A 23,757-nucleotide genomic window follows, 5' to 3' on the forward strand; every position below is an offset into this window, starting at 1 on the left:
CCTGAAAATCCCCTGGCCCCGACTATAGCCAGCAAGGCACAGGCGCTTGATCCCTCTAAAGTGTGATTTGCGCTCCGTGCGGCCAACTCGCTGCCATGTTGCCCCGGCTGCGCGCTGGCAGTGCTAAAGGATGGCGTATTTCTGCCGTTTGGCAAGGCTCCACCCCTCTAGCATGCGGGTCGCGTGCTGCGGTACGCGACCCGCATGGCGGTTACAGCGTGGAGAGGAACGCGCTGTTGCTGGCCTGCCACTGGACGATGTCCTGGCGGATGCGTTTCTTGTCCAGCTTGCCGACACTGGTCTTGGGAATTTCGGTAACAACGGCGATCTGGCTTGGAATCGCCCACTTGTTGATGTGCCCTTGCTCGACGAACGGCTTGAGATGTTCCTTCAGCGCCTTGGCGTCGATGACCTGGCCTTCGCGCACAACCAGCAGGGCAAACGGGCGTTCACCCCACTGCGGGTCGGCCACCCCTACCACCGCCACTTCGCGCACGGCCGGGTGACGGCTGATCAGGTCTTCGAGGTCGAGCGAGGAAATCCATTCGCCACCGGTCTTGATCACATCCTTGATGCGGTCGCGGATGTCGATGTAGCCCATGCCGTCGAGCGTGGCGACATCGCCGGTGTGCAACCAGCCCCCCTGCCACAGCTCCTCGCTCTTCTCCGGTTCCTTGAAGTAGCCCATGGTCAGCCACGGCGCACGCAGCACCAGCTCGCCCTGAGTTTCACCATCGGCGGGCAGGAAGTTGCCGTCGCCGTCGACGATGGCCGCCTCGACCAGCGGCACCGGCACGCCGGCCTTGATGCGGTAGGTGACGCGCTCATCCTCGCTGCCGGCCTGCAGTTCGTCGTTCAGGTGGGCGGCGGAAATCAGCGGGCAGGTCTCGGACATGCCATACGCGGCGGTCAGCTGGATGCCGCGTGCCAGGGCGGCCTGGTACAACGAGCGGTTGAGTGCGCTGCCGCCGATGATGATCTTCCAGCCGCCGAAGTCCTGACCTTGGGAGGTCGGGCAGTTGAGCAGCATCTGCAGGATGGTCGGCACGCAATGGGAGAAGGTGACCTTCTCTTCGCGCCACAGCTTGACCAGCATGTCCGGCTCGTAGCGCCCCGGATACACCTGCTTCATGCCGAGCATGGTGGCGGCGTAGGGAATGCCCCAGGCGTGCACATGGAACATCGGCGTGATGGGCATGTACACGTCGTTGCTGCCCAGCAGGCGCACGCTGTCGATGCTTCCGGTAACCGAAGCTTCGGCCAGGGTATGCAGCACCAGTTGCCGGTGGGTGAAGTACACCCCCTTGGGGTTGCCGGTGGTGCCGGTGGTGTAGAAAGTGGTGGCCACCGAGTTCTCGTCGAAGTCCGGGAAGTCGTAGCGCGGGCTGGCAGCGGCCAGCAGTTGTTCGTACTCGCCCACCAGGTTGGGCAGCTCGGCTGTCTTGTCCGGGCCGTCGGTCAGCAGCACGGTCTTGTCGACAGTGGTCAGTTGCCCCGCGATGCCCTGGTACAGGCCGACGAAGTCGCTGTTGACCAGCACCACGCGGTCTTCGGCGTGGTTCATGGTGTAGAGAATCTGCTCGGGCGACAGGCGCACGTTGATGGTGTGCACCACCGCGCCGATCATCGGGATGGCGAACATGCATTCCAGATAGCGGTGGCTGTCCCAGTCCATCACCGCCACGGTGTCACCGGCCTTTACCCCGGCTTCGCTCAGCACGTTGGCCAGGCGCGCGATGCGCTCGTTGAGTTGCGGGTAGGTCAGCCGCAACTGGTCGCGGTAGACGATTTCGCGGGTCTTTTCATAGCGGCTGCCAGACATCAGCAGGCGCTTGATCAGCAGGGGGTAGGCGTAGGCGCCCTCGGCGGGCTTGATGATGCGGGTCTGCAACATGGGTATCCCTTTTCTGAAAAGCGGGCCGGACAAGTCTGGGAACTACTGTAGTTCGCCAATGTGACGGCTAAATCAGCCGAAGGAATGATTTGCATGGTGGAGGTATGAGTGGGGGGCGTTGACGGGCGGCAAGGTTGAACTAGACACTGCGGCGGCAGCTTCAGGTTATGTGGAAGCTGATGGCCTATTCGCGGGTAAACCCGCTCCCACAGGTACTGCACCAGCCTTTGCAATGGCGCAGTACCTGTGGGAGCGGGTTTACCCGCGAATGGCCGCGACACCGAAATCCCGCCCAGCCTCGGAGAACTTCATGCCCAGCCCGCGTCGCGCCGTGTTTCTCGATCACCAGTCCCTGGACCTGGGCGATCTCGACCTCTCGCCCCTGAAGCAGCAGTTCGACGAGTTCGAACTGTTCGCCGCCACCCGCCCGGAGCAGGTCGCCGAACGCCTGCAGGGCGCGGTGGCGGTAGTCAGCAACAAGGTCATGCTCGACGCCGCGACCCTGGCCGCCAACCCGCAACTGAAGCTGATCCTGGTGGCCGCCACCGGCACCAACAATGTCGACCTGGCGGCCGCGCGCGCTCAGGGCATCACCGTGTGCAACTGCCAGGGCTACGGCACACCGTCCGTCGCCCAGCACACCCTCGCCCTGCTGCTGGCCCTGGCCACCCGCCTGTGCGACTACAACCAGGCGGTAGCCGACGGCCAGTGGGCCAAGGCCAGCCAGTTCTGCCTGCTGGACTTCCCCATCGTCGAGCTGGAGGGCAAGACCCTTGGCCTGCTCGGCCACGGTGAACTGGGCGGCGCGGTGGCGCGACTGGCCGAAGCCTTTGGCATGCGCGTGCTCAGCGGGCAGATCCCCGGCCGCCCGGACCGCGCCGACCGGTTGCCGCTGGACGAGTTGCTGCCGCAAGTCGACGCCCTGACCCTGCACTGCCCGCTGAACGAGCACACCCGACACATGCTCGGGGCCCGCGAACTGGCCCTGCTCAAGCCCAACGCGCTGGTGGTCAACACCGCCCGCGGCGGCCTGATCGACGAGCAAGCGCTGGCCACCGCCCTGCGCAGTGGCCACCTCGGCGGCGCCGCCACCGACGTGCTGAGCGTGGAGCCGCCGGTCAATGGCAACCCGCTGCTCGAACCCGGCATCCCGCGCCTGATCATCACCCCGCACAGCGCCTGGGGCGCGGTAGAGTCCCGCCAGCGTATCGTCGGCCAGCTCAGCGAGAACGCCCAGGCCTTCTTCGCCGGGCAGCCACGCCGCGTGGTCAGCTGAGCCCGAGGCCCGCCTCTGCTACACTGCGCCACTTTTTTCCAGGAGGCGTCGTCCATGGACCCGCGCAGTGAAGTGTTGCTCCGCCAGGCAGAGCTGTTCCAGGGCCCGCTGCTGCTCGCCGGCGCCCCCGCCGACGGCCTGCTCGGCCAGTTGCCCCAGGCCCGGGCCTGGACCTGGCATGCGGGCGACCAGGCCATGCTCGAAAGCCGCTTCGCCGGGCGCAGCCACTATGCAGTGGAGCCCCCTGAAGTGGCTTTCGACAGCGCCGTGCTGTTCCTGCCCAAGTCCCGCGAACTGGCCGCCTACCTGCTCAACGCCCTGGCCTCGCGCCTGGCTGGCCGCGAGCTGTACCTGGTTGGCGAGAAACGTGGTGGCATCGAGGGCGCGGCCAAGCAACTGCAGGCCTTTGGCAAGCCGCGCAAGCTCGACAGCGCCCGCCATTGCCAGCTGTGGCAGGTGACCATCGAGCACGCGCCAGAAGCCAAGCCCCTGGAAAGCCTGGCCGAACGCTTCGAGCTCAGCCTGGAAGACGGCCCACTGCAAGTGGTCAGCCTGCCCGGTGTGTTCAGCCATGGCCGCCTCGATCGCGGTACCGCCCTGCTGCTCAAGCACCTCGACGGCCTGCCGAGCGGGCATGTGCTGGACTTCGGCTGCGGTGCCGGGGTGCTGGGCGCCACGGTCAAGCGCCGTTATCCACAAAACCGGGTGACCCTGCTGGACGTGGATGCCTTCGCCGTGGCCGCCAGCCGCCTGACCTTGGCCGCCAATGGTCTGGAAGGCGAAGTGATCAGCGGCGACGGCATCGACGCGGCGCCGACCGAGCTGAGCCTGATCCTGAGCAACCCGCCGTTCCACACCGGGGTGCACACCAACTACCAGGCATCGGAAAACTTGCTGAAAAAATCGGCCGTTCACCTGCGAAAAGGTGGCGAAATGCGCTTGGTTGCCAACAGCTTCCTGCGCTACCAGCCACTGATCGAAGGGGCGCTGGGCAACTGCCAGGTACGCGACGAGGCGGACGGTTTCCGCATCTACCAGGCAACACACGGATAAAAACAGCGCTTGCCGAAAGCGTTTTGCCTAGGCAGAATCCGCACCGTCCTAGGGGAGTAGTCTCCCGCGAGCGCCCAGCTCGCCCGGTACGCGTCAACATACTTGGTCCACAGACCATGGCGCGTGCGACCCACCATGCCAGCCTGCATGGCGAGATCCGCATAGACGGATCCAGGGTTTGACAAGACCTATGACACGCACACCTTACCCGGGGCGGGGAGGCTGTACGTGTCATAGCCGTGTCGACCCGCCCCCGTAGGAATCCTGATGCTGGAATCTCTGTTGGTCCCCACCGCCATCGTTGCCCTCGCCGAAATTGGCGACAAGACGCAATTGCTCGCGCTCATACTCGCTGCCCGCTTCCGCAAGCCCTGGCCGATCATCGCCGGCATCATCGCCGCCACCCTGGCCAACCATGCTGCGGCCGGTGCCGTGGGCGCGTGGGTCGGCAGCTTCTTCAGCGACTCGGCACTGCACTGGATCCTGGCTGCGAGCTTCACCGCCACTGCGCTGTGGACCCTGGTTCCGGACAAGATGGATGACGACGAGAACCCGGCGCGCCGCTTCGGGCCGTTCCTGACCACGCTGATCGCGTTCTTCCTGGCTGAAATCGGTGACAAGACCCAGGTCGCCACGGTGATGCTGGCAGCACAGTATCCGTACCTGATCATGGTAATTATCGGTACCACCCTGGGCATGCTGATTGCCAACGTGCCGGTGGTTTTGGCGGGTAACTTCGCGGCGGACAAACTGCCGCTGACGCTGATCCGTCGCCTGGCGGCCACGGCGTTCTTCGTGCTGGCGATCGTGGCCGTGTACTCGGCGATGAAAGCCAGTGGCTGGGTGGGCTAACCCGGAAAGCGGGGGCTGCTGCGCAGCCCGTCGCGACACAAGGCCGCTCCTACAAGGAATACGCTATCCCTTGTAGGAGCGGCCTTGTGTCGCGACAGGGCCGCAAAGCGGCCCCATTTTCAGCAACTACTTCTTGGCCGCCTGATACAGCGGCATCACCTTCGGAATGGCCGCCTGCAACGAAGCAATGCGGCTCTGGGACGCCGGGTGAGTGCTCATGAACTCAGGCGGTGCGCCTTCGGAAGCCTGGCTCATCTTGTTCCACAGGGTGATCGCGGCATTCGGGTCGTAACCGGCACGCGCCGAGAGTTCCAGGCCGATCAGGTCGGCTTCGTTCTCGTTGGCCCGGCTGTTGGGCAGGGTCATGGCATAGTTCACCACGGTATCGGCCATGGCCATGCTACCCTGGCCGAGGCCAAAGAGGGCACCGGCGCCCTGGCGCGCCATTTCCACGCCATACGCCTTGGACATCGCCTCGCGGCTGTGCTCACGCAGGGCGTGGGCGATCTCGTGGCCCACCACCGCAGCAATTTCCGCATCGTTGAGCTTGAGCTGATCGATCAGCCCGGTGTAGACGATGATCTTGCCGCCCGGGCCGCAGTTGGCGTTGAGCTCGTCGCTCTTGATCACGTTCACTTCCCAGTTCCATTGCGCGGCATCCGGGCGGAACTTGGGGGTCTGGGCGATCAGGCGGTTGGCAATTACCTGCACACGCTTGGCAACAGCGCTGGACTTGTCGAGCACGCCTTTGTTCGATGCTTCACCCAGGGTCTGCTGGTACGACTGGGCGTACATCTGGTTGACCTCATCGGTCGAGAGCATGCTGAACATGTACTGCTGGCGCTCGACGCCGACAGCGCCGCCGCTGGTGGTATTCACCGCCTGGCAGCCGGCTAGCAGGATGCCAGCACTCAACAGGCTGACGACAAAAGACTTACGCATGAAAACACTCCCTTTTTACATGCGCCGTATCGTAGGCCGAGTCGCTTGGGGCCGCCATAGCCGCAGGGAAGATTTTCGTCGCCTGTGCCGGCCCCTTCGCGGGTGAACCCGCTCCTACAGGGATAATGCGATCGTTGTAGGAGCGGCTTCAGCCGCGAAGAGGCCGGCACAGCCATACATCAGGCCGGGGTCAGGCACTCCGGCGCATCCAGCTTCGGGTCATTGACGAAATGCGCCAGGGCCCGCTCGCGCAGCGTCGCCGGCGGGCTGGCCAGCAATTCATGCAGGCGGGCCAGCGGCGTGTCCGGGTCAAGCCAGGCGGCCTGCCCTGCCTCGTCCAGTATCAGCGGCCGACGCTGGCTCATCGCCGCCTGGGTCACCACCGCACAACTCAGCCAAACCTGGTCCTGCACCGGGTAGGCCTCCCACACGGCGGCGAAGTACAGCGATGCGCCCTCCCCCGGGGTCAGCCAGTACGGGCGCTTGCGCACGCTACCGCGCCATTCGTAAAAGCCGTTGGCCGGCATCAGGCAGCGGCGCTGGCGAAACGCGTCGCGAAACATCGGCTGCTCGGCCAGGGTTTCGGCGCGGGCATGGGCGGGGGTACGGGACAGGTCGGTGAGCCACGCCGGAGTCAGCCCCCAGCGCGCCCTGGCCAGTTGCAGCTGGCCGCCGAACTGGCGCTGGATCAGCACCGAAGCCCCGGGCGAGATGTTCCATTGGGCGGGCTGGCCAACGGGAAAGCCCGGCAGACTGGCAAGAGCCTGGGGCCAGCGAAACAGGGCGTAACGTCCACACATGGGCGAATTCAGAACCTAGCAGATCAAGGTACCGGGGAAACTCTCCGGTTCGTCGCCAACCAGTGGCTGGGCGTCATTGTACGCATCGATCAGCTGCCGTGCGTACTCGGCCTGCTCATCAGCCACGGCAAGCCCCAGCAAACCCTGCATCGGCAGCTCACCGGCAGCACCGACCAGGTCACGGCCAACCAGGTGTGCCTCGATCCCCTCGCTGGCAAGCATGCCCGCCAGCATTTCAGCCTCGAGCAGGCTTTCCGGTTCGTAGATGCGCTGCATCAGTCATTCTCACCGAATACATCCAGCATCCACTCCTCGCCATGAACTTGCAGCACGAAGCGGATAGGCTTGCAGCATACCTGGCAGTCCTCGATGTACTCCTGATCGCCACCGGACAGGTCCACCGTGGTTTCGACTTCTTCGCCACAATAAGGGCAATCGTAGATAGCAGTTTCCAGCATCGCGGCCTCCGGGGTGACTTATGCGTATAATTGCCGGTCTGTTTACAGGGCCTGTGTGTGTCCGAGCCGTTTTTCGGAGCCCGTCCCTACCTTATTACCCTAGCCGTTTCCAACAAGAGAGCATGATGGGCGAATTCGATGCCATCCGACCGTACGACGACGCTGAGGTCCCTGCCGTTCTGGCACGCCTGCTCAGCGACCCGGCATTCCTCGATATCCTCACCCACTTCCGCTTCCCGCGTGCGGCCGGTGCTCTCGGCTGGTTGCTCAAACCGCTGATCGCCCGCCGCCTGCGCAAGGAATTCGCCGGTGTCACCTGTGTCTCGACCTTGCAGGACAAAGTCGAGTACTACGTCGACCAGACCATCGACCGCGCCACCGACGGCGTCACCTATTCGGGCGTGGAGCAGCTCAAGGCCGGCACCGCCTACCTGTTCCTGGCCAACCACCGTGACATCGTCATGGACCCGGCCTTCGTCAACTACGCGGTGTACCACGCCGGCCTGCCCACGCCGCGCATCGCGATTGGCGACAACCTGCTGCAAAAGCCGTTTGTCAGCGACATGATGCGCCTGAACAAGAGCTTCATCGTGCACCGCTCGATCAGTGGGCGCCGCGAAAAGCTGGCGGCCTACCAGCTGCTCTCGGCCTACATCAACCATTCGATCCGCAACGACGCCACATCGATCTGGATCGCCCAGGCCGAAGGCCGGGCCAAGGACGGTGACGACCGCACCGATTCGGCGATCCTCAAGATGTTCCACATGAGCCGCAAGGACGAGCCGTTCGGCGCGGTGATCCAGAGCCTGAACCTGACACCGGTTTCGATCAGCTACGAATATGACCCGTGCGACCAGGCCAAGGCCCGCGAGCTGTACATCCGCGCCACCACCGGCACCTACAAGAAGGCGCCGGGCGAGGACGACAACAGCATCGCCAAGGGCATTACCGGCTATAAGGGCCGGGTGCACATCAACTTCGCCCCGCCGGTGACCGAGTACCACGAGGACACCAAGCAGCTGGCAGTGGAAATCGACCGGCAGATCCTCGGTGGCTACCGGCTGTTCCCGGTGCACTACCTGGCCTATGCGATGTGGGATGGCAAGGATGAGGCGCTGCAGGTGCCGAGCGCCGAGAAGGTGTTCCCGGCTGATGAGCTGGCCCGGGCCAAGGAAGAATGGCAACGCCGCCTGGATGCCTGCCCCGAGGAGCAGCGGCCGTACCTGGTGTTGCAGTATGCGACGCCGGTGCGCAACCAGTACCAGGTCAGGCAGCAGACACCGGTTGCCTGAGTGATCCTAGGGCAGCCTTGCAGCCCATCGCGACACAAGGCCGCTCCTACAAGGGATCGCGCATACCTGTAGGAGCGGCCTTGTGTCGCGATGGGCCGCAAAGCGGCCCTGAAATCTCAAATCCAGGTACTGAACCAGGACAACAGCAGCGCCATCGCCAGGCACGAAAAACCGAGAATGTAGAAGTAGCGCGGCACCCGCAGGTCGAACGCGTCCACCACCCCCTCGTCCACCGCCATGTATTCGCGGGTCTCGGCCTCGCGCCGCCGTGCACTGTGCAGCAGCAACCCGCCCGGGCAGGTCAGCAGCAGCGCCAGCAGATTGATCAGCTTGGTCGGGTGGGCGGCCAGGAACCCCCAGAGCACTTGCAAGGACATCACGCAACCTCGGTATGAGCGACGGCAAAGGCCGGCATTCTACCCAAGTCATGCCCAGAAGCCCGGCCCAGGCGACAAAGTGTCATCAAATTTCATCTGGCATGGCATGAAGATTTGCCGGCCTCTTCGCGGGCACAGACAACAAAAAACCCGCTGCCTGGAACACAGGCAGCGGGTTTTGTTTTACAGCTGAAGGCTTACTGCCCCAGCACTTGACCGATGGTCGGGTCCTTGAACATGCGGGTCAGGGCATCGCTCAGCACATCGCCCACCAGCTGGGTGTTGGTTTCCTGGTTCGGCGCCATGCCGAAACGCTGGTCCAGCGAAGCGCCGTAACGGCCACTGTAGCGGCGGCCGCCATTGGACACGTCGGCACGGAAGGTGGCGCCGATGGTAGCCTCGGTCACGTACAGGTTGTCTTTCGGCGACTGGTACTTCAGCTCGGCCAGGGTCACGGTCAGCTGCGGCGCGTTGTAGGCGTTCGGCGTCGGGGTGAAGCCGAGCAGGCGCACGGCAGCTTCGGCCTGGGCCTGCAGCTTGGGCACGATGTCGTTACCGCTGACGCTGATGGTGCTGGTCTCGGGGTACATGCCACCGCGAGTGCCCAGGGACTGCGAGGCCCGGCCGTCAACCACACGGACCACTACCGGCTGGCCATGGCCGACCGGGGCGAGCTGGGCCTTGAGCGTGGGTTGCGGATTGAGTTGTTGCGGGCTGTGGGCACAACCGACCAGGCTGAGGCTGGCCACGGCGATCAAACCGAACAACAGACGTTGCAACATGCGCGTTACTCCAGAAAAAAGCGGCGAAGGCCCACAGTATACCTAGCCACGCATCGACCAGTCATCGGCCTGGCCCGCTTGTCACAATCGTTTCATCGCCGCGCCCTTATCCTTGCGCCAAGCCCTAACGCACAGGACTCGCTGCCATGGCCTCGCTCTGGACCCTACTCTTCCAACGCCCGCGCCACAACACCTATGCCCGCCTCGACGCGAACGGCAAATGCCTGGCCTTCAAGCAATGCAGGCAGGCGCCCAGCGGCAGCGGCTGGGTCCAGATCGGCGAAATCCAGCTCGCCTGGCTGGGCCGCGAACTGCCCGCCAGTGCCCGGGTTTGCGCCCGCGCAAGCCGCCGCTGGCACCAGCGCATCCTCGCGGTCTGACAAACGCTGCAATAAAAACCACGAATGGCGACATTTCTGCCCGCGACATCGCTATAATCTCCCCCCGATTATAAGGACGTCTCCTGATCGGGCCCCGCACTCGCCGATTGACCCCGGCAACTTCAACGCTTCGCCCACAGAGAGCCTTCCACTCAGGTCTTGCATCGGCTGTCGTGCCTGCTTTTCCGGCCCTTCACACTGCATGAACCTGCGGGTTGCCATCGCGCAGTCCCCTTTTGAGGTTCACGTCTCCAAAAGAGCGTGAAAAAACGGTTTTCACAACTTCACAAGAGTGTGGCGAGCAAATGAACAGTCTGGCATGTGCAAAAGCGGCAGATGTGTCCCGAACAGCCCTGAACAGGCGGCAAATGCGCTCATCCCGTATGAGTGTCTGAGCCGTTCCATAACGCACGCACGACACCTTGACCATAAGTCGAATTGCCGCACCCGTGGCAAACCGCGTTCAATACGCGAACCCGAAGACTGATTGGCGGTGTCCGCGGAAGTTGCAAGAACTGCGAAAAGTCGGACATGGCGACCCTGGCGAACCCAGGTCCTATGCTGTCAATTAGGTAGCTGTAGATTGTGGAGACGCGTTAAATGGCGCAGAACGAATCGGTTGATGTGGTACTGGTAGGCGCGGGCATCATGAGTGCCACCCTGGCCGTACTGCTCAAGGAGCTCGACCCGACCCTGAAGCTTGAGGTCGTGGAGGCGATGGACTCCGGAGCCGCGGAAAGCTCCAACCCCTGGAACAACGCAGGCACCGGCCACGCCGGCCTGTGCGAGCTTAACTATACGCCCCAGGCCGCCGATGGCAGCATCGACATCAAGAAGGCCGTGCACATCAACACCCAGTTCGAGGTTTCGCGCCAGTTCTGGGCCTACCTGAGCAAGAAGGGCAACTTCGGCTCGGCACGTGCCTTCATCAACCCTGTCCCGCACCTGAGCTACGTCGAGGGTGACAAGGGTGTTTCCTTCCTCAAGAAGCGCTATGAGCTGCTCAAGCAGCACCATGCCTTCGCGGACATGGAATACACCGAAGACAAGGCCGTGATGAATGACTGGATGCCGCTGATGATGCCAGGCCGCCCGGCCGACCAGCACATCGCCGCCACCCGCGTGCTCAAGGGCACCGACGTCAACTTCGGCGCCCTGACCAACAAGCTGCTGAAGCTGCTGGGCGACTCGCAGGACGCTCAGGTCAAGTACAGCAAGAAGGTCGTCGGCCTGCGCCGTAACGGCAAGGGCTGGACCGTGAGCATCAAGGACGTCAACAGCGGCGGCAGCCGTGAAGTGGACGCCCGCTTCGTCTTCCTCGGCGCCGGTGGCGCGGCCCTGCCGCTGCTGCAGCTGTCGGGCATCCCGGAAAGCAAAGGTTTCGGCGGCTTCCCGGTCAGCGGCCAGTGGCTGCGTTGCGACAACCCGGAAATCGTCAAGCAGCACCAGGCCAAGGTCTACAGCCAGGCTGCGGTCGGCGCCCCACCGATGTCGGTACCGCACCTGGATACCCGCGTGGTCGATGGCAAGAAATCGCTGCTGTTCGGCCCATATGCCGGCTTCACCACCAAGTTCCTCAAGCACGGTTCGCTGATGGACCTGCCGCTGTCGGTGCGCATGGGCAACATCGGCCCGATGCTGGCCGTGGCCCGTGACAACATGGACCTGACCAAGTACCTGGTCAGCGAAGTGATGCAGTCGATGGAGCAGCGCCTGGAAGCCCTGCGTCGCTTCTACCCGCAGGCCAAGGCCGAAGACTGGCGCCTGGAAGTGGCTGGTCAGCGCGTGCAGATCATCAAGAAAGACCCGAAGAAAGGCGGCGTTCTGCAGTTCGGTACCGAGCTGGTCTCGGCCCAGGACGGCAGCCTGGCTGCACTGCTCGGCGCATCGCCGGGTGCTTCGGTGACCGTGTCGATCATGCTGGAACTGATCGAGCGCTGCTTCCCCGAGCAGGCCAAAGGTGCCTGGGCTGCCAAGCTCAAGGAAATCTTCCCGGCTCGCGAGAAGACCCTGGCGACCGATGCTGCCCTGTACCACAAGATCAGTGCCGACAACGACGTGGCGCTGGACCTGGTGGAAAGCAGCCCGGCGGCCAAGCATTACGCCTGATTCGGCCGGTACGAAAAAACGCCCCTCGGGGCGTTTTTTTGTGCCTGGATCCTAGTAAGCCTGTTCCGGCCCTTTCGCGGGTAAACCCGCTCCCACAAGGACCGCACCACAGCTAAGGGCTGTGCTGTACCTGTGGGAGCGGGTTTACCCGCGAAGAGGCCGGAGCAGGTTTACAAATCAGCCACGGGCCTTGGCGATGATCTCGATGTAATCCGACGCATTGCGCTGGTCGGCAATCTGCTCGACAAAGGTCTTGCCGTGCTCGTCCTTGCCATCCAGGTCCAGCCCAGCCTCGACGAAGAAGCCGACAAAACGCTCGAAATCGTCGATGCGCAGGCCGCGGTAGGCCTTGACCAGCTTGTGCAGCGACGGCGATGTCACGCCATCGGCCGGCTCGAACTGAAGGAACGACTTGATGTAGTCGTCGCTGATCTCGTCACCGATTACCTGTTTCTTGTCTTTACGCATTGCCGACTCCAACTGGACCATCACGAAATTTCGAAGGCCGGCAGTGTACCCCCCGCAGGCCGGGCGCCTCAACGCGTACGTACGGTACCGGTGTGCAGGTCGGCCCAGACGTGGCCGTTGCCGTACGTGAGAAACTGCACATAAAGCGTCTCGTTGCGCAGCAGGTCCATGATCACGCGGTAGTCGCTGAGCGGGTAATTCAGGCTCAGGGTGCGGGTTTTGTCGTCGTATACGGGTTTCTTCAGGCTCTTGGCCGCTTCACCGTCAAAAGTCAGCAGCACCTGGGCTATGGTCGCTCCCTTGCTCAGCGGCTTGCCCTTGAGGCGCACCTGCAACGACGAGGTGATCGGGATCGGCTGCTGGTCGGACTGGCGCTGGGTACCCACTACCACCGAGTAGTCGGTCACTTGCAGCAATTGCTGGCCAGTCGGCGCTTCCTGGCGCAGGGACTGGTCGTCAGGTGGCAGGAACTGGCTGTGCAGCGGTGCGGCGGCGAGTGGCAGGCTGACCGCCAGCAGGAGGGGAAGAAACGCACGCATGTGAGGCTCCTTGAATGAAGGAGCACTCTAGCACGGCCTGCACAGGCCGCTCCTACAGTTGAGTGCGCCGGCCCGACATCAATCGAACTGCGCGAGCATCCAGGCCTGGTACTCGGCCACGCCTTCTTCACCTTCGCGCGGAGCCCAGTGCGCATGCTCGCCTTCACCCACCGGCAGATACGGCCCGGCCTTGCACTCGAACATGATGCTGTCCGGCTCCAGCACCACCAGCCCATGATAAATACCAGGTGCCAGGTCCACACCCAGGCAGTCACCCCCCGCCTTCAGCACTCGCTTGTCGGTCACCACCCCCTGCTCGTCGAAGAGCAGCAGGCCCAGGCAACCCTTAAGCACGACCAGCGTTTCGGCTTTGTCATCGCGGAGGTGCCGATGCGGAGGGATGTAGGTGCTCGGTTGCAGCCCGACCGCCATGCGGTGGCAAGGCTCTTCCATCTCATGGAAATTGTGATGCTGCCGCCCGCGTGGGTTGGCGGCAGCCTGTGCGGCCAGCCCGGCGAACAGCGATTGGTCGATGAACGCAGGCTGGCGCATGATCACAGCCCCTTTACGGCGAAGATGCCGTTGGCGTTGCGCCAGTAGCCTTTGTAATCCATGCCATAACCGAAGATGTAGCGGTCGACGCAGGGCAGGCCCACGTAGTTGGCCTTGAGCTCCGGGCTGGCCTTGCGGTCATGGTCCTTGTCGATCAGTACCGCGGTGTGCACCGAGCGCGCGCCGGCATGCTTGCAGAACTCGATGATGGCGCTGAGGGTGTGGCCTTCGTCGAGGATGTCATCGACGATCAGTACGTCACGGTCGATGAACGATACTTCGGGCTTGGCCTTCCAGAACAGTTCGCCGCCGCTGGTCTGGTTGCGGTAGCGGGTGGCGTGCAGGTAGCTGGCTTCCAGTGGGAACTGCAGGTGGGTCAGCAGTTTGCCGGAGAAGATCAGGCCGCCGTTCATCACGCAGAACACCACCGGGTTCTTGTCGTGCAGGTCCTTGCAGATCTGCTCGCCGACTTTGGCGATGGCCGCTTCGACTTCGGCTTCGGTGTACAGGCAGTCAGCTTCACGCATGACTTGACGGATATGCTCGAGATCGGCGGACATGGCGCTCTCCGGGGGTGCATTTTGGAAAAGCGGGCAAAGGTACGCATCCGCTCGTCACAGATCAAGCATTTATGGACTAACGTCCAGAATGACCAGACGACAGCACAGGCTGAATAGATTAATCTAGCGCGGTTTTTTTGCCCGCCTTTCGGAGCCCCCCTATGCCCACTCGTGAGATCCGCCATCCGCTGATCCGCCACAAGCTCGGCCTGATGCGCCGTGCCGATATCAGCACCAAGAATTTTCGCGAACTTGCCCAGGAAGTCGGCGCGCTCCTGACCTACGAAGCCACCCAGGACCTGCCGCTCGAAACCTACGAGATCGACGGCTGGTGCGGCAAGGTGCAAGTTGAAAAAATCGCCGGCAAGAAGATTACCGTGGTGCCGATCCTGCGTGCCGGCATCGGCATGCTCGACGGCGTGCTCAGCCTGATCCCGGGTGCCAAGGTCAGCGCCGTCGGCGTTGCCCGCAACGAGGAAACCCTCGAAGCCCACACCTACCTGGAAAAGCTCGCGCCGGACATCAACCAGCGCCTGGCCCTGATCATCGACCCGATGCTGGCCACCGGCGGTTCGATGGTCGCCACCATCGACCTGCTGAAGAAGGCCGGCTGCAAAGAGATCCGCGCCATGGTCCTGGTCGCCGCGCCAGAAGGCATCGAAGTGGTGGAAAAAGCCCACCCGGACGTGCAGATCTACACCGCCTCGATCGACCAGCGCCTGAACGAACACGGCTACATCGTGCCGGGCCTGGGCGATGCCGGTGACAAGATCTTCGGCACCAAGCAAAAGGACGCCTGACCATGCAGGACGGCTTCAACGACCCGCTCTGGCGCCAGGTCGTTTCGGGCGCGCAGATGCTCTTCGTGGCATTTGGCGCGCTGGTGCTGATGCCACTGATCACCGGCCTCGATCCGAACGTCGCGCTGTTCACCGCCGGTATCGGCACCCTGCTGTTCCAGCTGGTCACCGGCCGCCAGGTACCCGTGTTCCTGGCCTCGAGCTTTGCCTTCATCACCCCGATCATCCTCGCCAAGGGCCAGTTCGGCCTGGCCGAGACCATGGGCGGCGTGATGGCCGCAGGTTTCGTGTACACCTTCATGGGCCTGATGGTGAAAATCAAAGGCACCGGTTTCATCGACCGCATGCTGCCGCCGGTGGTGATCGGCCCGGTGATCATCTCCATCGGCCTGGCCATGGCGCCGATCGCCGCCAACATGGCGATGGGCAAGGCCGGTGACGGCAGTGTGCTGCTGCCCTACAAGACCGCCATGATGATCTCGATGCCGGCCCTGCTGACAACGCTGATCGTCGCCGTGTTCGGCAAGGGCATCTTCCGTCTGGTGCCGATCATTGCCGGCGTGCTGGTAGGCTTTGCCCTGTCGTTCGCCTTTGGCGTGGTCGACACTGCCAAGATCGCCGCCGCACCGTGGCTGGAGCTGCCCAACTTCACCGCGCCAGCGTTCAACTGGCAGGCCATCCTGTTCATCGTCCCGGTTGCCCTGGCACCGGCGATCGAGCACATCGGCGGCGTGATCGCGGTCGGCAGCGTGACCGGCCGCGACTACCTGAAGAAGCCCGGCCTGCACCGCACCCTGCTGGGCGACGGCCTGGCCACCACCGCAGCCGGCCTGTTCGGCGGCCCGCCCAACACCACCTATGCCGAAGTGACCGGCGCGGTGATGCTGACCAAGAACTACAACCCGAAGATCATGACCTGGGCGGCGGTCTTCGCCATCACCCTGGCCTTCATCGGCAAGTTCGGCGCACTGCTGCAAAGCATCCCGGTACCGGTGATGGGTGGCATCCTGTGCCTGCTGTTCGGCTCGATCGCGGCGGTGGGCATGAACACCATGATCCGCCACAAGATCGACCTGGCCGAAGCGCGCAACCTGGTGATCGTGTCGGTGACCCTGGTGTTCGGTATTGGCGGCGTGCTGATCGGCAGCGGTGATGGCCCGGATGACTGGGGCCTGAAGGGCATCGCCCTGTGCGCCATCGTGGCTATCGCCCTGAACCTGATCCTGCCGGGCAATGATGGCTGGAAGCACAAGAAGCTGGATGATCAGTTGCCTTGAGATCCTGGGGCCGCTTTGCGGCCCTGTCGCGACACAAGGCCGCTCCTACAAAGAGATCGCGGTCCCCTGTAGGAGCGGCCTTGTGTCGCGACAGGGCTGCAAAGCAGCCCCGGCAAATCAGGCCTTTTCGCACATTCCCGCCAGCGCCTTCACCCACTCCGGGTGATCATTCAGGCAAGGCACCAGCACCAGCTCCTGCCCGCCGGCCTCGACAAACTGCTCGCTCCCGCGCATGCCGATCTCTTCCAGGGTTTCGATGCAATCGGCCACGAACGCCGGGCACATTACCAGCAGCTTCTTCACCCCGGCCTTGGCCAGCTCGTCCAGCCGCGCCTCGGTATAGGGTTCGATCCACTTGGCCCGCCCCAGCCGTGACTGGAACGACACCGACCATTTGCCATCGGGTATGCCCATTTTCTGCGCAAAGGCCCTGGCCGTTGCCAGGCACTGCCCGCGGTAGCACACCGCGCGCATATCGGCACTGGCATCCTTGCAGCAGTCGGCCGCCTGGAAGTCATGCTTGCCGGTCGGGTCCAGCTTCTTCAGGTGCCGCTCCGGCAAGCCATGGAAGCTCAGCAACAGGTGATCGTAATCCTGCTCCAGGTAAGGCCGGGCGCTGGCGACCAGTGCCTCGATGTAGTCCGGGTGCTCGTAGAACGGCTGCAGCACGCGCAGCTGCAACGGCAACTGGCGTTCATTGACCGTCTGCCTGGCCAGTTCCACCACAGTGGTCACCGTGCTGTCGGCGAACTGCGGGTACAGCGGCGCAAGGGTCACCTTGCGCACACCCTGTGCCACCAGGCGCTCCAGTACCTCGGGCAAGGCCGGCTGGCCATAGCGCATGGCAATCTCCACCGGGCCATGGGGCCAGTGCTCGACCATCGCCGCCTGCAGGCGACGGGTCAGCACCACCAGCGGCGAGCCCTCCTCCCACCAGATCGAGCCATAGGCGTGCGCCGACTGCTCCGGGCGCTTGACCAGGATCAGCGACACCAGCAGGCGCCGCACCGGCCAGGGCAGGTCGATCACGTACGGGTCCATGAGGAACTGGTTGAGGTAGCGGCGCACATCGGCCACCGAGGTGGAGGCCGGGGAACCTAGGTTGACCAGCAGCAGGGCGTGATCGGTCATGCAGCGTCCTATGTCAGAGGCGACTGGACAGGTTGTCCAGGGCCGATTGCAAATCGTTGAAGCGGAAAGTGAAGCCTGCCGCCAGCAAGCGTAACGGGCGGGCGCGCTGCCCGCCGAGCAGCAGGGTCGACAGCTCACCCAGCCCGGCCTTGAGCAGCAGTGCCGGCACTGGCAGCAGCGCCGGCCGGTGCAAGGTGCGGCCAAGGCGCCTGGCGAACTCGCGGTTGCGCACCGGCTCCGGGGCGCAGGCATTATAAGGACCGCTGGCATCCTTGTGCTGCAAGAGAAAATCAATCAGGGCGACCTGGTCTTCTATATGGACCCAAGGCATCCACTGCCGCCCGTCGCCCAAAGGCCCGCCCAGCCCCAGTTTGAAGGGCAGGCGCAGGCGCGACAAAAAGCCGCCATCACTGGCCAGAACCAACCCGGTACGCACCAGCACCACGCGAATGCCCTGGGCCTGGGAACGCAGCGCTGTCTCTTCCCAGGCAATGCACAGCTGGCTGGCAAAATCTTCGCGCACCGGCGGTGAAGCCTCGGTCAGCTCGCGTTCGCCACCGTCTCCATACCAGCCCACCGCGGAGCCGGAGATCAGCACTTCCGGGCGCTGCTCGCGGCTGCCCAGCCAAGCCAGCAACTGCTCGGTAAGGGTGACGCGGCTGGCCCACAGCAGGTTGCGCCGGGCCGCCGTCCAGGGCCGATCGGCAATCGGCGCACCGGCCAGGTTGATCACTGCGTCCAGATGATCATCCGCCTCCAGTTGCTCCAGGCGGGCAATGCCACGCACGCCGTTCCCACAAATTTGGGGCACCTGCTCAGGTCGCCGGCTCCATACCGTCAGGCGATGACCCTGGCCGAGCCAGTACTGGCACAGGTGCTTGCCAATCAACCCGGTGCCGCCTGTCAGCAATATATGCATGGCTGTGTCCTCGCAGAATGCGGCGGTGGTCTATTTTTAACATCAAGGCACTTTTTTGACCCGACGCTCTCGGATAAACATAGGCCAACCTGCCTGCCAACACGGAATAACCTTATACAACATTTGAGCATTGTACAGGTTTGCCTGACAGCGTAGTCTGCTTACAGCAAGGTTTGAAGAGGCCATCATGACAGTACCTATTGCCATCATCGGGGCCGGTATCGCCGGTCTGTCAGCCGCCCAGGCCTTGCAGAAGGCCGGGCAATCCGTGCATTTGTTCGACAAGGGCCACGGCAGTGGCGGTCGCATGGCCAGCAAGCGCAGCGAAGCTGGCGCGCTGGACCTCGGCGCCCAGTATTTCACCGCCCGTGACCGGCGCTTTGTCGAGCAGGTACAGCAGTGGGTTGCCGCTGGTTGGGCCGAGCAATGGAAGCCACAGCTGTACAATTACCGCGATGGTGAACTCACCCCTTCACCCGACGAGCAGACGCGCTGGGTGGGCGTGCCGCGCATGAGTGCAATCACCCGCGGCCTGCTCAAGGATGTGACGGTCAACTTCGGCTGCCGCATCGCCGAAGTGTTCCGCGGCAAGCAGTACTGGCACCTGCAGGACACCGAAGGCTGCAGCCACGGCCCCTACAGCCGCGTGGTGATCGCCGTGCCGGCGCCACAGGCCACGCCGCTGCTGGCCGCGACCCCGAAGCTCGCTGCCGTGGCCGCCGGTGTGCAGATGGAGCCCACCTGGGCCGTCGCCCTGGCCTTCCAGACCCCGCTGGACACCCCGATGCAAGGCTGCTTCGTGCAGGACAACCCGCTCGACTGGCTGGCGCGCAACCGCAGCAAGCCCGGGCGTGACGAGCAGCTCGACACCTGGGTACTGCACGCCACCTCGGACTGGAGCCGGCAACACATCGACCTGCCCAAGGAAGAAGTGATCGAACAGCTGTGGGGCGAGTTCGCCGAACTGGTCGGCTGCGTGGTGCCGGCACCTACTTTTGCCTTGGCCCACCGCTGGCTTTATGCCCGCCCGAGCAGCAACCATGAATGGGGCGCACTGGCCGATGCTGACCAGGGCTTGTACGCCTGCGGCGACTGGTGCCTGTCCGGCCGTGTCGAGGGCGCCTGGCTCAGTGGCCAGGAAGCGGCGCGTCGGCTGCTCGAACACCTCGAGTGATGTAGGGTTATACAAAAAAACTGGTTTGCATAACTTCCGGGCTGTGCTGGAATGAACCTGTACAATTTTTTAGTCTCGTACAGGTTTTTGGAGGCAGCCCATGCACGACTCATTTGCCCACAGCAAGCCGCGTATCGCCATCAGCGCCTGCCTGACCGGGCACAGCGTGCGCTATAACGGTGGCCACAAGGCCTCCGACCTGTGCCGTATGCAACTCGAGGAACATTTCGACTGGTTGCCGGTGTGCCCGGAAGTGGCCATCGGCCTGGGCGTGCCGCGCGACCCGATCCGACTGGTCGGCAACCCCGAGCAGCCGGAAGTGGTAGGCACCCGTAACCCCGGCATGGACCTGACCGGCCCGCTGCGCAACTACGGCGAGCAAATGGCAGCCGAACTCGACGATATCTGCGGCTACATCTTCATGCAGAAATCGCCTTCCTGTGGCCTGGAGCGGGTCAAGGTGTACCAGGACAATGGCCACCCGGCCTTCCACGGTGGGCGGGGCGTGTATGCCCAGGCGTTCTGCGCACGGCGCCCGGATCTGCCGGTGGAAGAAGAAGGCCGCCTGCACGATCCTGTGCTGCGCGAGAACTTCATCAGCCGTGTGTACGCCTATGCCGACTGGCAGCGCCTGCTGGCCGAAGGCCTGAGCCGTGGCGCCCTGGTGCGGTTCCACTCGCGCTACAAGTACCTGCTGATGGCCAACAACCCGCAGGCCTACCGCAGCCTCGGGCGCCTGCTCGGCAGCATGAGCAAGGATGATGACCCGCAAAGCATCGGCCCGCGCTATTTCAGCCAGCTGATGCAAGCCCTGCGTCGCTGCGCCAGCCGTGGCACTCATTGCAACGTGCTGCAGCATCTGAGCGGCTACTTCAAGGACACCCTCACACAGCAGGACAAAGCCGAGCTGCAAGCCATCATCGGCCAATACCAGCAAGGCGTGGTACCGCTGGTAGTGCCGCTGACCCTGCTCAAGCACCATTTGCGCAAGCACCCCGACCCGTATCTGCAGCAGCAGGCCTACCTGCAGCCGCACCCCGAGCGCCTGGGCCTGCGCAATGCCGTCTGAAATCCTGTTGCCCATCGGCGAGCTGGCTCGCCGCACGGGCGTCAATCCCGTCACCCTGCGCGCCTGGGAGCGCCGCTACGGCCTGCTCAAGCCCCAGCGTACCGCCAAGGGCCATCGCCTGTATCCGCTGGAGCAGGTCGAACGCGTCGAGGCGATCCTCGCCTGGCTGCAACGCGGCGCCTCCGTCGGCCAGGTACGCGAGCTGCTCGACAAACCGGCCAGCACGCCACCGAAAGGCGATTGGCAAGCCCGGCAGTTCCAACTGGTCGAGGCCATCGCCACGCTGTCGCAGCGCGCCCTCGACCAGCAGCTCAACCAGGCGATGGCCCTGTACCCGGCCGTCACCCTCTGCGAGCAATTGCTGTTGCCGCTGCTCGACCTCCTCGACCTGCGCTGGCGCAACTATTTCAATGCACGGCTGGAGCAGGTGTTTTTCCACAGCTGGCTGCGCAGCAAGCTGGGCGCCCGGGTCTACCACGACAACCAGTTGCTGCAAGGCCCTGCCATCTTGCTTACCGAAGACAGCGAACACACCTTCAGCCCCGGTTTGTGGTTGTGCGCCTGGCTGTTCACCAGTAACGGCCTGCCGGTCGAAGTACTGGAGCACACCATTGCCGGCGCGCACCTGCAACGCGCCGTCACCATGCTCAAGCCGCGCGCCGTGCTGCTGCACCTGGGGCCACGCATCGATGACAAGGCGCTGCAACGCACCCTGTCCAACCTGCGCGTACCGACCCTGGCCGGCGGGCCGATGCTGGCGCTGCACGAAGCCCGGCTGCGTGCCCTCAGGCTGCCCAACCTTGCCCTGTTCGATACCCCTCAGGCGGCATTGCGTTTGCTGCAAGCCCATGACCGCCAGCCTGGAGAGATGACCGCACCATGCACCTGACCTGGCTGCGCAGCGACCTGCGCATCGATGACAACACCGCGCTAAGCGCCGCCAGCGAACGCGGCCCGGCCCTCGCCCTGTGGCTGGTCAGCCCCGGGCAATGGCTGGCCCACGACGACGCCGCCTGCAAAGTCGACTTCTGGCTGCGCAACCTGCGCGACCTGCGCCAGGCGCTGGAGCGCCTGAACATCCCCCTGCTGATCCGCAGGATCGACACCTGGGACCAGGCGCCACAGGCCGTACTCGATGTCTGCCGCCAGCATCAGGTGCAAAGCGTGCACTGGAACGAGGAGTACGGCATCAACGAGCAACGTCGCGACGACGCCACCCGCGCGCTGCTGGAAAAGTCGTCCATCCAGGCCCACAGCCACCTCGACCAGCTGTTGTTCCGCCCAGGCACCATCCTTACCCGCAGCGGCGACTACTTTCAGGTGTTCAGCCAGTTCAAGAAGAACTGCCTGGAGCACCTGCACCGCGGCCTTCCCGCCCTGGCCCAGCGGGTGAAACGCCAGGCACCGCTGCAGGTCAGCAGCGACCCGATCCCCCAGCACGTGGACGGCTTCGAAAAACCCGCGCAAACACTGCGCGACCACTGGCCGGCCGGCGAAGCCGAAGCGCAGGCGCGGCTGACCCGTTTTCTCGACGAAACCATCGACGACTACCAACAGCTGCGCGACTTGCCTGCCAAGCCCGGCACCAGCCAGCTCTCGGCCTACCTGGCCGCAGGCGTGATTTCACCGCGCCAGTGCCTGCACGGCGCCCTGGCCAGCAACCGCGGCGAGTTCGACAGCGGCAGCAGCGGCGTGCAAACCTGGATCAACGAGCTGCTCTGGCGCGAATTCTACAAACACATCCTGACCGGTTATCCACAGGTCTCGCGTCACCGCGCCTTCCGCGCCCAGACCGAAGCCCTGCCCTGGCGCGATGCACCGGCCGACCTCGAAGCCTGGGAACAGGGCCGGACCGGCTTCCCGATCATCGACGCCGCCATGCGCCAACTGCTGGATACCGGGTGGATGCACAACCGCCTGCGCATGATCGTGGCCATGTTCCTCAGCAAGAACCTGTTGATCGACTGGCGCAAGGGCGAGCGGCATTTCATGCGCCACCTGATAGACGGCGACCTGGCCGCCAACAACGGTGGCTGGCAGTGGAGCGCGTCCACTGGCACCGACGCAGTGCCCTATTTCCGCATCTTCAACCCGGTTTCACAGTCGCAGCGTTTCGACCCGCAGGGGCGTTTCATTCGGCACTGGCTGCCGGAATTGCAGGGGCTGGATGAAAAAGCCATTCATTTCCCCGTGAAGTCGGCCGATCTTTTTGCTAGATATTCCTATCACAGTCCAATTGTCGATCTCGACAGCAGTCGTCAGCGCGCACTGGAGGCATTCAAGAACCTCCCGCGCCGGCAGGATCAGAGGGCAGCATCTTGAACAACGCACGCAGTATCTGGGTGACGGGAGCAGGCAATGGACTAGGCCTGGCGTTAGTGGAGGGGTTACTCGAGCAAGGACACCGGGTAGCTGCAAGCGGCAGGCATGGCGAGGCACTGGATGCCTTGGCTGCACGCTATGGCAGCCAGCTGTTGCGCTTGCCGTGGCAGTTGCACGAAGAACACCAGGCGGCCCAGGCCAGCCAGCAGATATGCCATGCCTGGTGCGCGCTGGACGGTTTGATCATCAATGCCGGTACCAGTGATTACCTGGCGGACGATGTGGCGGACAGCGAGTTGTTCGAGGCGATCGTCACTGACAACCAGTTGGCCGGCGAGCATTGCCTGGCCAAAGCGCTGCCTTTGCTGGCGAAGGGTGACTCACCCCAGGTGATGGCGGTGTTCAACCGTTATTCGGCGCTGCAGCTGCATGCACCGACGCAGGCGCCTGCGGGCTGGAACAACATGCCGCAGTGGATGCGCGAGCAGCGTCAGGCGTTGAAGGCGCAGGGGGTTGAGCTGACCGTGGTGGGGCCGCAGTCGTTGAAGACACCTGTGACACCGGCGCAGGCGATACCGGAGGCGTGGACGCCGCAGAATGCGGCAGAAGAACTGCTGCGGCGGTGGCCGCAGAGGGAGCCCGAGCTTGTGCTGGAGGCTTTGGATCTCAATAGCCTGTGGCCGTTGACGCGCTAGAGCCTGGCATCGGCACTGCCTTCTTCGCGGGTAAAC

At 63.8% G+C, this 23,757-nt stretch carries 26 protein-coding genes and 1 riboswitch; of the genes, 13 read left to right on the top strand and 13 right to left on the bottom strand.

Annotated features, from left to right (window positions below; all coding sequences use genetic code 11):
* Positions 1–211: 211 nt before the first annotated feature.
* A complete protein-coding gene (locus CAG00_RS18910; protein WP_085665048.1) occupies positions 212–1,894 on the bottom strand; it encodes a fatty acid--CoA ligase in 1,683 nt (560 codons plus the stop codon).
* Between the two features lie 310 nt (positions 1,895–2,204).
* Between CAG00_RS18910 and CAG00_RS18915 the strand changes: the two genes are divergently transcribed.
* The 3 genes from CAG00_RS18915 to CAG00_RS18925 all read left to right on the top strand — a co-directional run bounded on the left by CAG00_RS18915 (position 2,205) and on the right by CAG00_RS18925 (position 5,075).
* Positions 2,205–3,170: a 2-hydroxyacid dehydrogenase gene (locus CAG00_RS18915; protein WP_085665049.1), complete on the top strand. Its 966-nt coding sequence runs from the start codon at positions 2,205–2,207 to the stop codon at positions 3,168–3,170.
* Between the two features lie 54 nt (positions 3,171–3,224).
* Entirely contained in the window at positions 3,225–4,223 is a 999-nt protein-coding gene (locus CAG00_RS18920; RefSeq protein WP_085617379.1) for a class I SAM-dependent methyltransferase, read from the top strand.
* Between the two features lie 39 nt (positions 4,224–4,262).
* Positions 4,263–4,402, top strand: a riboswitch (yybP-ykoY riboswitch).
* Between the two features lie 88 nt (positions 4,403–4,490).
* The gene (locus CAG00_RS18925; protein WP_013970934.1) at positions 4,491–5,075 is read left to right on the top strand and encodes a TMEM165/GDT1 family protein; all 585 of its coding nucleotides are present in this window, start codon (positions 4,491–4,493) and stop codon (positions 5,073–5,075) included.
* A 126-nt stretch (positions 5,076–5,201) separates the two neighbouring features.
* On the opposite strand, the gene CAG00_RS18930 is transcribed toward CAG00_RS18925, so the two are convergent.
* The 4 genes from CAG00_RS18930 to CAG00_RS18945 all read right to left on the bottom strand — a co-directional run bounded on the left by CAG00_RS18930 (position 5,202) and on the right by CAG00_RS18945 (position 7,275).
* Positions 5,202–6,017, bottom strand: coding sequence for a M48 family metallopeptidase (locus CAG00_RS18930; protein WP_085665050.1), 816 nt, complete (start codon positions 6,015–6,017; stop codon positions 5,202–5,204).
* A 179-nt stretch (positions 6,018–6,196) separates the two neighbouring features.
* Positions 6,197–6,817, bottom strand: a complete 621-nt coding sequence (locus tag CAG00_RS18935; protein WP_085665051.1) for an SOS response-associated peptidase — start codon at positions 6,815–6,817, stop codon at positions 6,197–6,199.
* Positions 6,818–6,832: 15 nt separating this feature from the next.
* Positions 6,833–7,093 carry a putative signal transducing protein gene (locus CAG00_RS18940; protein WP_025337701.1) on the bottom strand — a complete coding sequence of 87 codons (261 nt, stop codon included), beginning with the start codon at positions 7,091–7,093 and terminating at the stop codon, positions 6,833–6,835.
* Positions 7,093–7,275, bottom strand: a complete 183-nt coding sequence (locus tag CAG00_RS18945) for a CPXCG motif-containing cysteine-rich protein (protein WP_012270508.1) — start codon at positions 7,273–7,275, stop codon at positions 7,093–7,095. The genes CAG00_RS18940 and CAG00_RS18945 overlap by 1 nt, the downstream gene beginning before the upstream one ends.
* Positions 7,276–7,400: 125 nt before the next feature.
* On the opposite strand from CAG00_RS18945, the gene CAG00_RS18950 reads away from it, so the two are divergent.
* The gene (locus tag CAG00_RS18950) at positions 7,401–8,567 is read left to right on the top strand and encodes a 1-acyl-sn-glycerol-3-phosphate acyltransferase (RefSeq protein WP_085665052.1); all 1,167 of its coding nucleotides are present in this window, start codon (positions 7,401–7,403) and stop codon (positions 8,565–8,567) included.
* Positions 8,568–8,683: 116 nt separating this feature from the next.
* Here the strand turns inward: CAG00_RS18950 and CAG00_RS18955 are convergent, their stop codons facing one another.
* Both CAG00_RS18955 and CAG00_RS18960 read right to left on the bottom strand, forming a co-directional pair.
* Positions 8,684–8,944 (bottom strand): hypothetical protein, encoded by a 261-nt coding sequence (locus tag CAG00_RS18955; protein WP_013970930.1) that lies wholly within the window; start codon positions 8,942–8,944, stop codon positions 8,684–8,686.
* A gap of 197 nt (positions 8,945–9,141) precedes the next feature.
* Complete coding sequence (locus CAG00_RS18960; protein ID WP_013970929.1) at positions 9,142–9,726, bottom strand: YajG family lipoprotein; 585 nt, start codon at positions 9,724–9,726, stop codon at positions 9,142–9,144.
* 146 nt (positions 9,727–9,872) lie between these two features.
* Here CAG00_RS18960 and CAG00_RS18965 point away from each other — a divergent pair, with 146 nt between their 5' ends.
* Together CAG00_RS18965 and mqo are read left to right on the top strand one after the other, a co-directional pair.
* Complete coding sequence (locus CAG00_RS18965; RefSeq protein WP_085665053.1) at positions 9,873–10,106, top strand: hypothetical protein; 234 nt, start codon at positions 9,873–9,875, stop codon at positions 10,104–10,106.
* A gap of 600 nt (positions 10,107–10,706) precedes the next feature.
* Positions 10,707–12,215, top strand: coding sequence for a malate dehydrogenase (quinone) (gene mqo, locus CAG00_RS18970; RefSeq protein ID WP_025337698.1), 1,509 nt, complete (start codon positions 10,707–10,709; stop codon positions 12,213–12,215).
* A gap of 177 nt (positions 12,216–12,392) precedes the next feature.
* On the opposite strand, the gene CAG00_RS18975 is transcribed toward mqo, so the two are convergent.
* The 4 genes from CAG00_RS18975 to CAG00_RS18990 all read right to left on the bottom strand — a co-directional run bounded on the left by CAG00_RS18975 (position 12,393) and on the right by CAG00_RS18990 (position 14,334).
* On the bottom strand, positions 12,393–12,683 hold the full coding sequence (locus tag CAG00_RS18975) for a PA4642 family protein (RefSeq protein WP_015268954.1): 291 nt from the start codon (positions 12,681–12,683) through the stop codon (positions 12,393–12,395).
* A 68-nt stretch (positions 12,684–12,751) separates the two neighbouring features.
* The gene (locus tag CAG00_RS18980; protein WP_025337696.1) at positions 12,752–13,222 is read right to left on the bottom strand and encodes a hypothetical protein; all 471 of its coding nucleotides are present in this window, start codon (positions 13,220–13,222) and stop codon (positions 12,752–12,754) included.
* Between the two features lie 78 nt (positions 13,223–13,300).
* Positions 13,301–13,774, bottom strand: a complete 474-nt coding sequence (locus tag CAG00_RS18985; protein ID WP_085665054.1) for a WbuC family cupin fold metalloprotein — start codon at positions 13,772–13,774, stop codon at positions 13,301–13,303.
* Positions 13,775–13,776: 2 nt separating this feature from the next.
* Positions 13,777–14,334 (bottom strand): hypoxanthine-guanine phosphoribosyltransferase, encoded by a 558-nt coding sequence (locus tag CAG00_RS18990; RefSeq protein ID WP_003256346.1) that lies wholly within the window; start codon positions 14,332–14,334, stop codon positions 13,777–13,779.
* Between the two features lie 161 nt (positions 14,335–14,495).
* Between CAG00_RS18990 and upp the strand changes: the two genes are divergently transcribed.
* Both upp and CAG00_RS19000 read left to right on the top strand, forming a co-directional pair.
* Positions 14,496–15,134: a uracil phosphoribosyltransferase gene (gene upp / locus CAG00_RS18995; RefSeq protein WP_011532223.1), complete on the top strand. Its 639-nt coding sequence runs from the start codon at positions 14,496–14,498 to the stop codon at positions 15,132–15,134.
* Between the two features lie 2 nt (positions 15,135–15,136).
* On the top strand, positions 15,137–16,411 hold the full coding sequence (locus tag CAG00_RS19000) for a uracil-xanthine permease family protein (RefSeq protein WP_025337694.1): 1,275 nt from the start codon (positions 15,137–15,139) through the stop codon (positions 16,409–16,411).
* 117 nt (positions 16,412–16,528) lie between these two features.
* Here the strand turns inward: CAG00_RS19000 and hemH are convergent, their stop codons facing one another.
* The gene (gene hemH, locus CAG00_RS19005; protein WP_085587348.1) at positions 16,529–17,542 is read right to left on the bottom strand and encodes a ferrochelatase; all 1,014 of its coding nucleotides are present in this window, start codon (positions 17,540–17,542) and stop codon (positions 16,529–16,531) included.
* A 13-nt stretch (positions 17,543–17,555) separates the two neighbouring features.
* Positions 17,556–18,461 carry a TIGR01777 family oxidoreductase gene (locus CAG00_RS19010; RefSeq protein ID WP_085665055.1) on the bottom strand — a complete coding sequence of 302 codons (906 nt, stop codon included), beginning with the start codon at positions 18,459–18,461 and terminating at the stop codon, positions 17,556–17,558.
* Positions 18,462–18,648: 187 nt separating this feature from the next.
* Between CAG00_RS19010 and CAG00_RS19015 the strand changes: the two genes are divergently transcribed.
* The 5 genes from CAG00_RS19015 (at position 18,649) to CAG00_RS19035 (ending at position 23,721) form a co-directional block, all read left to right on the top strand.
* On the top strand, positions 18,649–19,635 hold the full coding sequence (locus CAG00_RS19015; protein WP_025337691.1) for an NAD(P)/FAD-dependent oxidoreductase: 987 nt from the start codon (positions 18,649–18,651) through the stop codon (positions 19,633–19,635).
* A 100-nt stretch (positions 19,636–19,735) separates the two neighbouring features.
* The gene (locus tag CAG00_RS19020; RefSeq protein WP_025337690.1) at positions 19,736–20,704 is read left to right on the top strand and encodes a DUF523 and DUF1722 domain-containing protein; all 969 of its coding nucleotides are present in this window, start codon (positions 19,736–19,738) and stop codon (positions 20,702–20,704) included.
* Positions 20,694–21,593 carry a MerR family transcriptional regulator gene (locus CAG00_RS19025; RefSeq protein ID WP_085665056.1) on the top strand — a complete coding sequence of 300 codons (900 nt, stop codon included), beginning with the start codon at positions 20,694–20,696 and terminating at the stop codon, positions 21,591–21,593. Before CAG00_RS19020 ends, CAG00_RS19025 begins: the two co-directional genes overlap by 11 nt.
* Complete coding sequence (gene phrB / locus CAG00_RS19030) at positions 21,584–23,026, top strand: deoxyribodipyrimidine photo-lyase (protein WP_085587338.1); 1,443 nt, start codon at positions 21,584–21,586, stop codon at positions 23,024–23,026. Before CAG00_RS19025 ends, phrB begins: the two co-directional genes overlap by 10 nt.
* The gene (locus tag CAG00_RS19035) at positions 23,023–23,721 is read left to right on the top strand and encodes an SDR family oxidoreductase (protein WP_085665057.1); all 699 of its coding nucleotides are present in this window, start codon (positions 23,023–23,025) and stop codon (positions 23,719–23,721) included. The genes phrB and CAG00_RS19035 overlap by 4 nt, the downstream gene beginning before the upstream one ends.
* Positions 23,722–23,757 lie beyond the last annotated feature (36 nt).

The sequence above is a fragment of the Pseudomonas sp. B5(2017) genome (assembly GCF_002112825.1).
Taxonomy (GTDB): Bacteria; Pseudomonadota; Gammaproteobacteria; order Pseudomonadales; family Pseudomonadaceae; genus Aquipseudomonas; species Aquipseudomonas putida_Z.

What these genes read in the sequence shown, in the direction of transcription:
- CAG00_RS18945 (WP_012270508.1), bottom strand. Translation starts at nt 7,275, where the DNA reads ATGCTGGAAACTGCTATCTACGATTGCCCTTATTGTGGCGAAGAAGTC.
- upp (WP_011532223.1), top strand. Translation starts at nt 14,496, where the DNA reads ATGCCCACTCGTGAGATCCGCCATCCGCTGATCCGCCACAAGCTCGGC.
- CAG00_RS19000 (WP_025337694.1), top strand. Translation starts at nt 15,137, where the DNA reads ATGCAGGACGGCTTCAACGACCCGCTCTGGCGCCAGGTCGTTTCGGGC.
- CAG00_RS18910 (WP_085665048.1), bottom strand. Translation starts at nt 1,894, where the DNA reads ATGTTGCAGACCCGCATCATCAAGCCCGCCGAGGGCGCCTACGCCTAC.
- hemH (WP_085587348.1), bottom strand. Translation starts at nt 17,542, where the DNA reads ATGACCGATCACGCCCTGCTGCTGGTCAACCTAGGTTCCCCGGCCTCC.
- CAG00_RS18960 (WP_013970929.1), bottom strand. Translation starts at nt 9,726, where the DNA reads ATGTTGCAACGTCTGTTGTTCGGTTTGATCGCCGTGGCCAGCCTCAGC.
- mqo (WP_025337698.1), top strand. Translation starts at nt 10,707, where the DNA reads ATGGCGCAGAACGAATCGGTTGATGTGGTACTGGTAGGCGCGGGCATC.
- CAG00_RS18940 (WP_025337701.1), bottom strand. Translation starts at nt 7,093, where the DNA reads ATGCAGCGCATCTACGAACCGGAAAGCCTGCTCGAGGCTGAAATGCTG.
- CAG00_RS19025 (WP_085665056.1), top strand. Translation starts at nt 20,694, where the DNA reads ATGCCGTCTGAAATCCTGTTGCCCATCGGCGAGCTGGCTCGCCGCACG.
- CAG00_RS18925 (WP_013970934.1), top strand. Translation starts at nt 4,491, where the DNA reads ATGCTGGAATCTCTGTTGGTCCCCACCGCCATCGTTGCCCTCGCCGAA.
- CAG00_RS18950 (WP_085665052.1), top strand. Translation starts at nt 7,401, where the DNA reads ATGGGCGAATTCGATGCCATCCGACCGTACGACGACGCTGAGGTCCCT.
- phrB (WP_085587338.1), top strand. Translation starts at nt 21,584, where the DNA reads ATGCACCTGACCTGGCTGCGCAGCGACCTGCGCATCGATGACAACACC.
- CAG00_RS19015 (WP_025337691.1), top strand. Translation starts at nt 18,649, where the DNA reads ATGACAGTACCTATTGCCATCATCGGGGCCGGTATCGCCGGTCTGTCA.
- CAG00_RS19020 (WP_025337690.1), top strand. Translation starts at nt 19,736, where the DNA reads ATGCACGACTCATTTGCCCACAGCAAGCCGCGTATCGCCATCAGCGCC.
- CAG00_RS18955 (WP_013970930.1), bottom strand. Translation starts at nt 8,944, where the DNA reads ATGTCCTTGCAAGTGCTCTGGGGGTTCCTGGCCGCCCACCCGACCAAG.
- CAG00_RS18930 (WP_085665050.1), bottom strand. Translation starts at nt 6,017, where the DNA reads ATGCGTAAGTCTTTTGTCGTCAGCCTGTTGAGTGCTGGCATCCTGCTA.
- CAG00_RS18920 (WP_085617379.1), top strand. Translation starts at nt 3,225, where the DNA reads ATGGACCCGCGCAGTGAAGTGTTGCTCCGCCAGGCAGAGCTGTTCCAG.
- CAG00_RS18935 (WP_085665051.1), bottom strand. Translation starts at nt 6,817, where the DNA reads ATGTGTGGACGTTACGCCCTGTTTCGCTGGCCCCAGGCTCTTGCCAGT.
- CAG00_RS18965 (WP_085665053.1), top strand. Translation starts at nt 9,873, where the DNA reads ATGGCCTCGCTCTGGACCCTACTCTTCCAACGCCCGCGCCACAACACC.
- CAG00_RS18990 (WP_003256346.1), bottom strand. Translation starts at nt 14,334, where the DNA reads ATGTCCGCCGATCTCGAGCATATCCGTCAAGTCATGCGTGAAGCTGAC.
- CAG00_RS18915 (WP_085665049.1), top strand. Translation starts at nt 2,205, where the DNA reads ATGCCCAGCCCGCGTCGCGCCGTGTTTCTCGATCACCAGTCCCTGGAC.
- CAG00_RS18980 (WP_025337696.1), bottom strand. Translation starts at nt 13,222, where the DNA reads ATGCGTGCGTTTCTTCCCCTCCTGCTGGCGGTCAGCCTGCCACTCGCC.
- CAG00_RS18975 (WP_015268954.1), bottom strand. Translation starts at nt 12,683, where the DNA reads ATGCGTAAAGACAAGAAACAGGTAATCGGTGACGAGATCAGCGACGAC.
- CAG00_RS18985 (WP_085665054.1), bottom strand. Translation starts at nt 13,774, where the DNA reads ATGCGCCAGCCTGCGTTCATCGACCAATCGCTGTTCGCCGGGCTGGCC.
- CAG00_RS19010 (WP_085665055.1), bottom strand. Translation starts at nt 18,461, where the DNA reads ATGCATATATTGCTGACAGGCGGCACCGGGTTGATTGGCAAGCACCTG.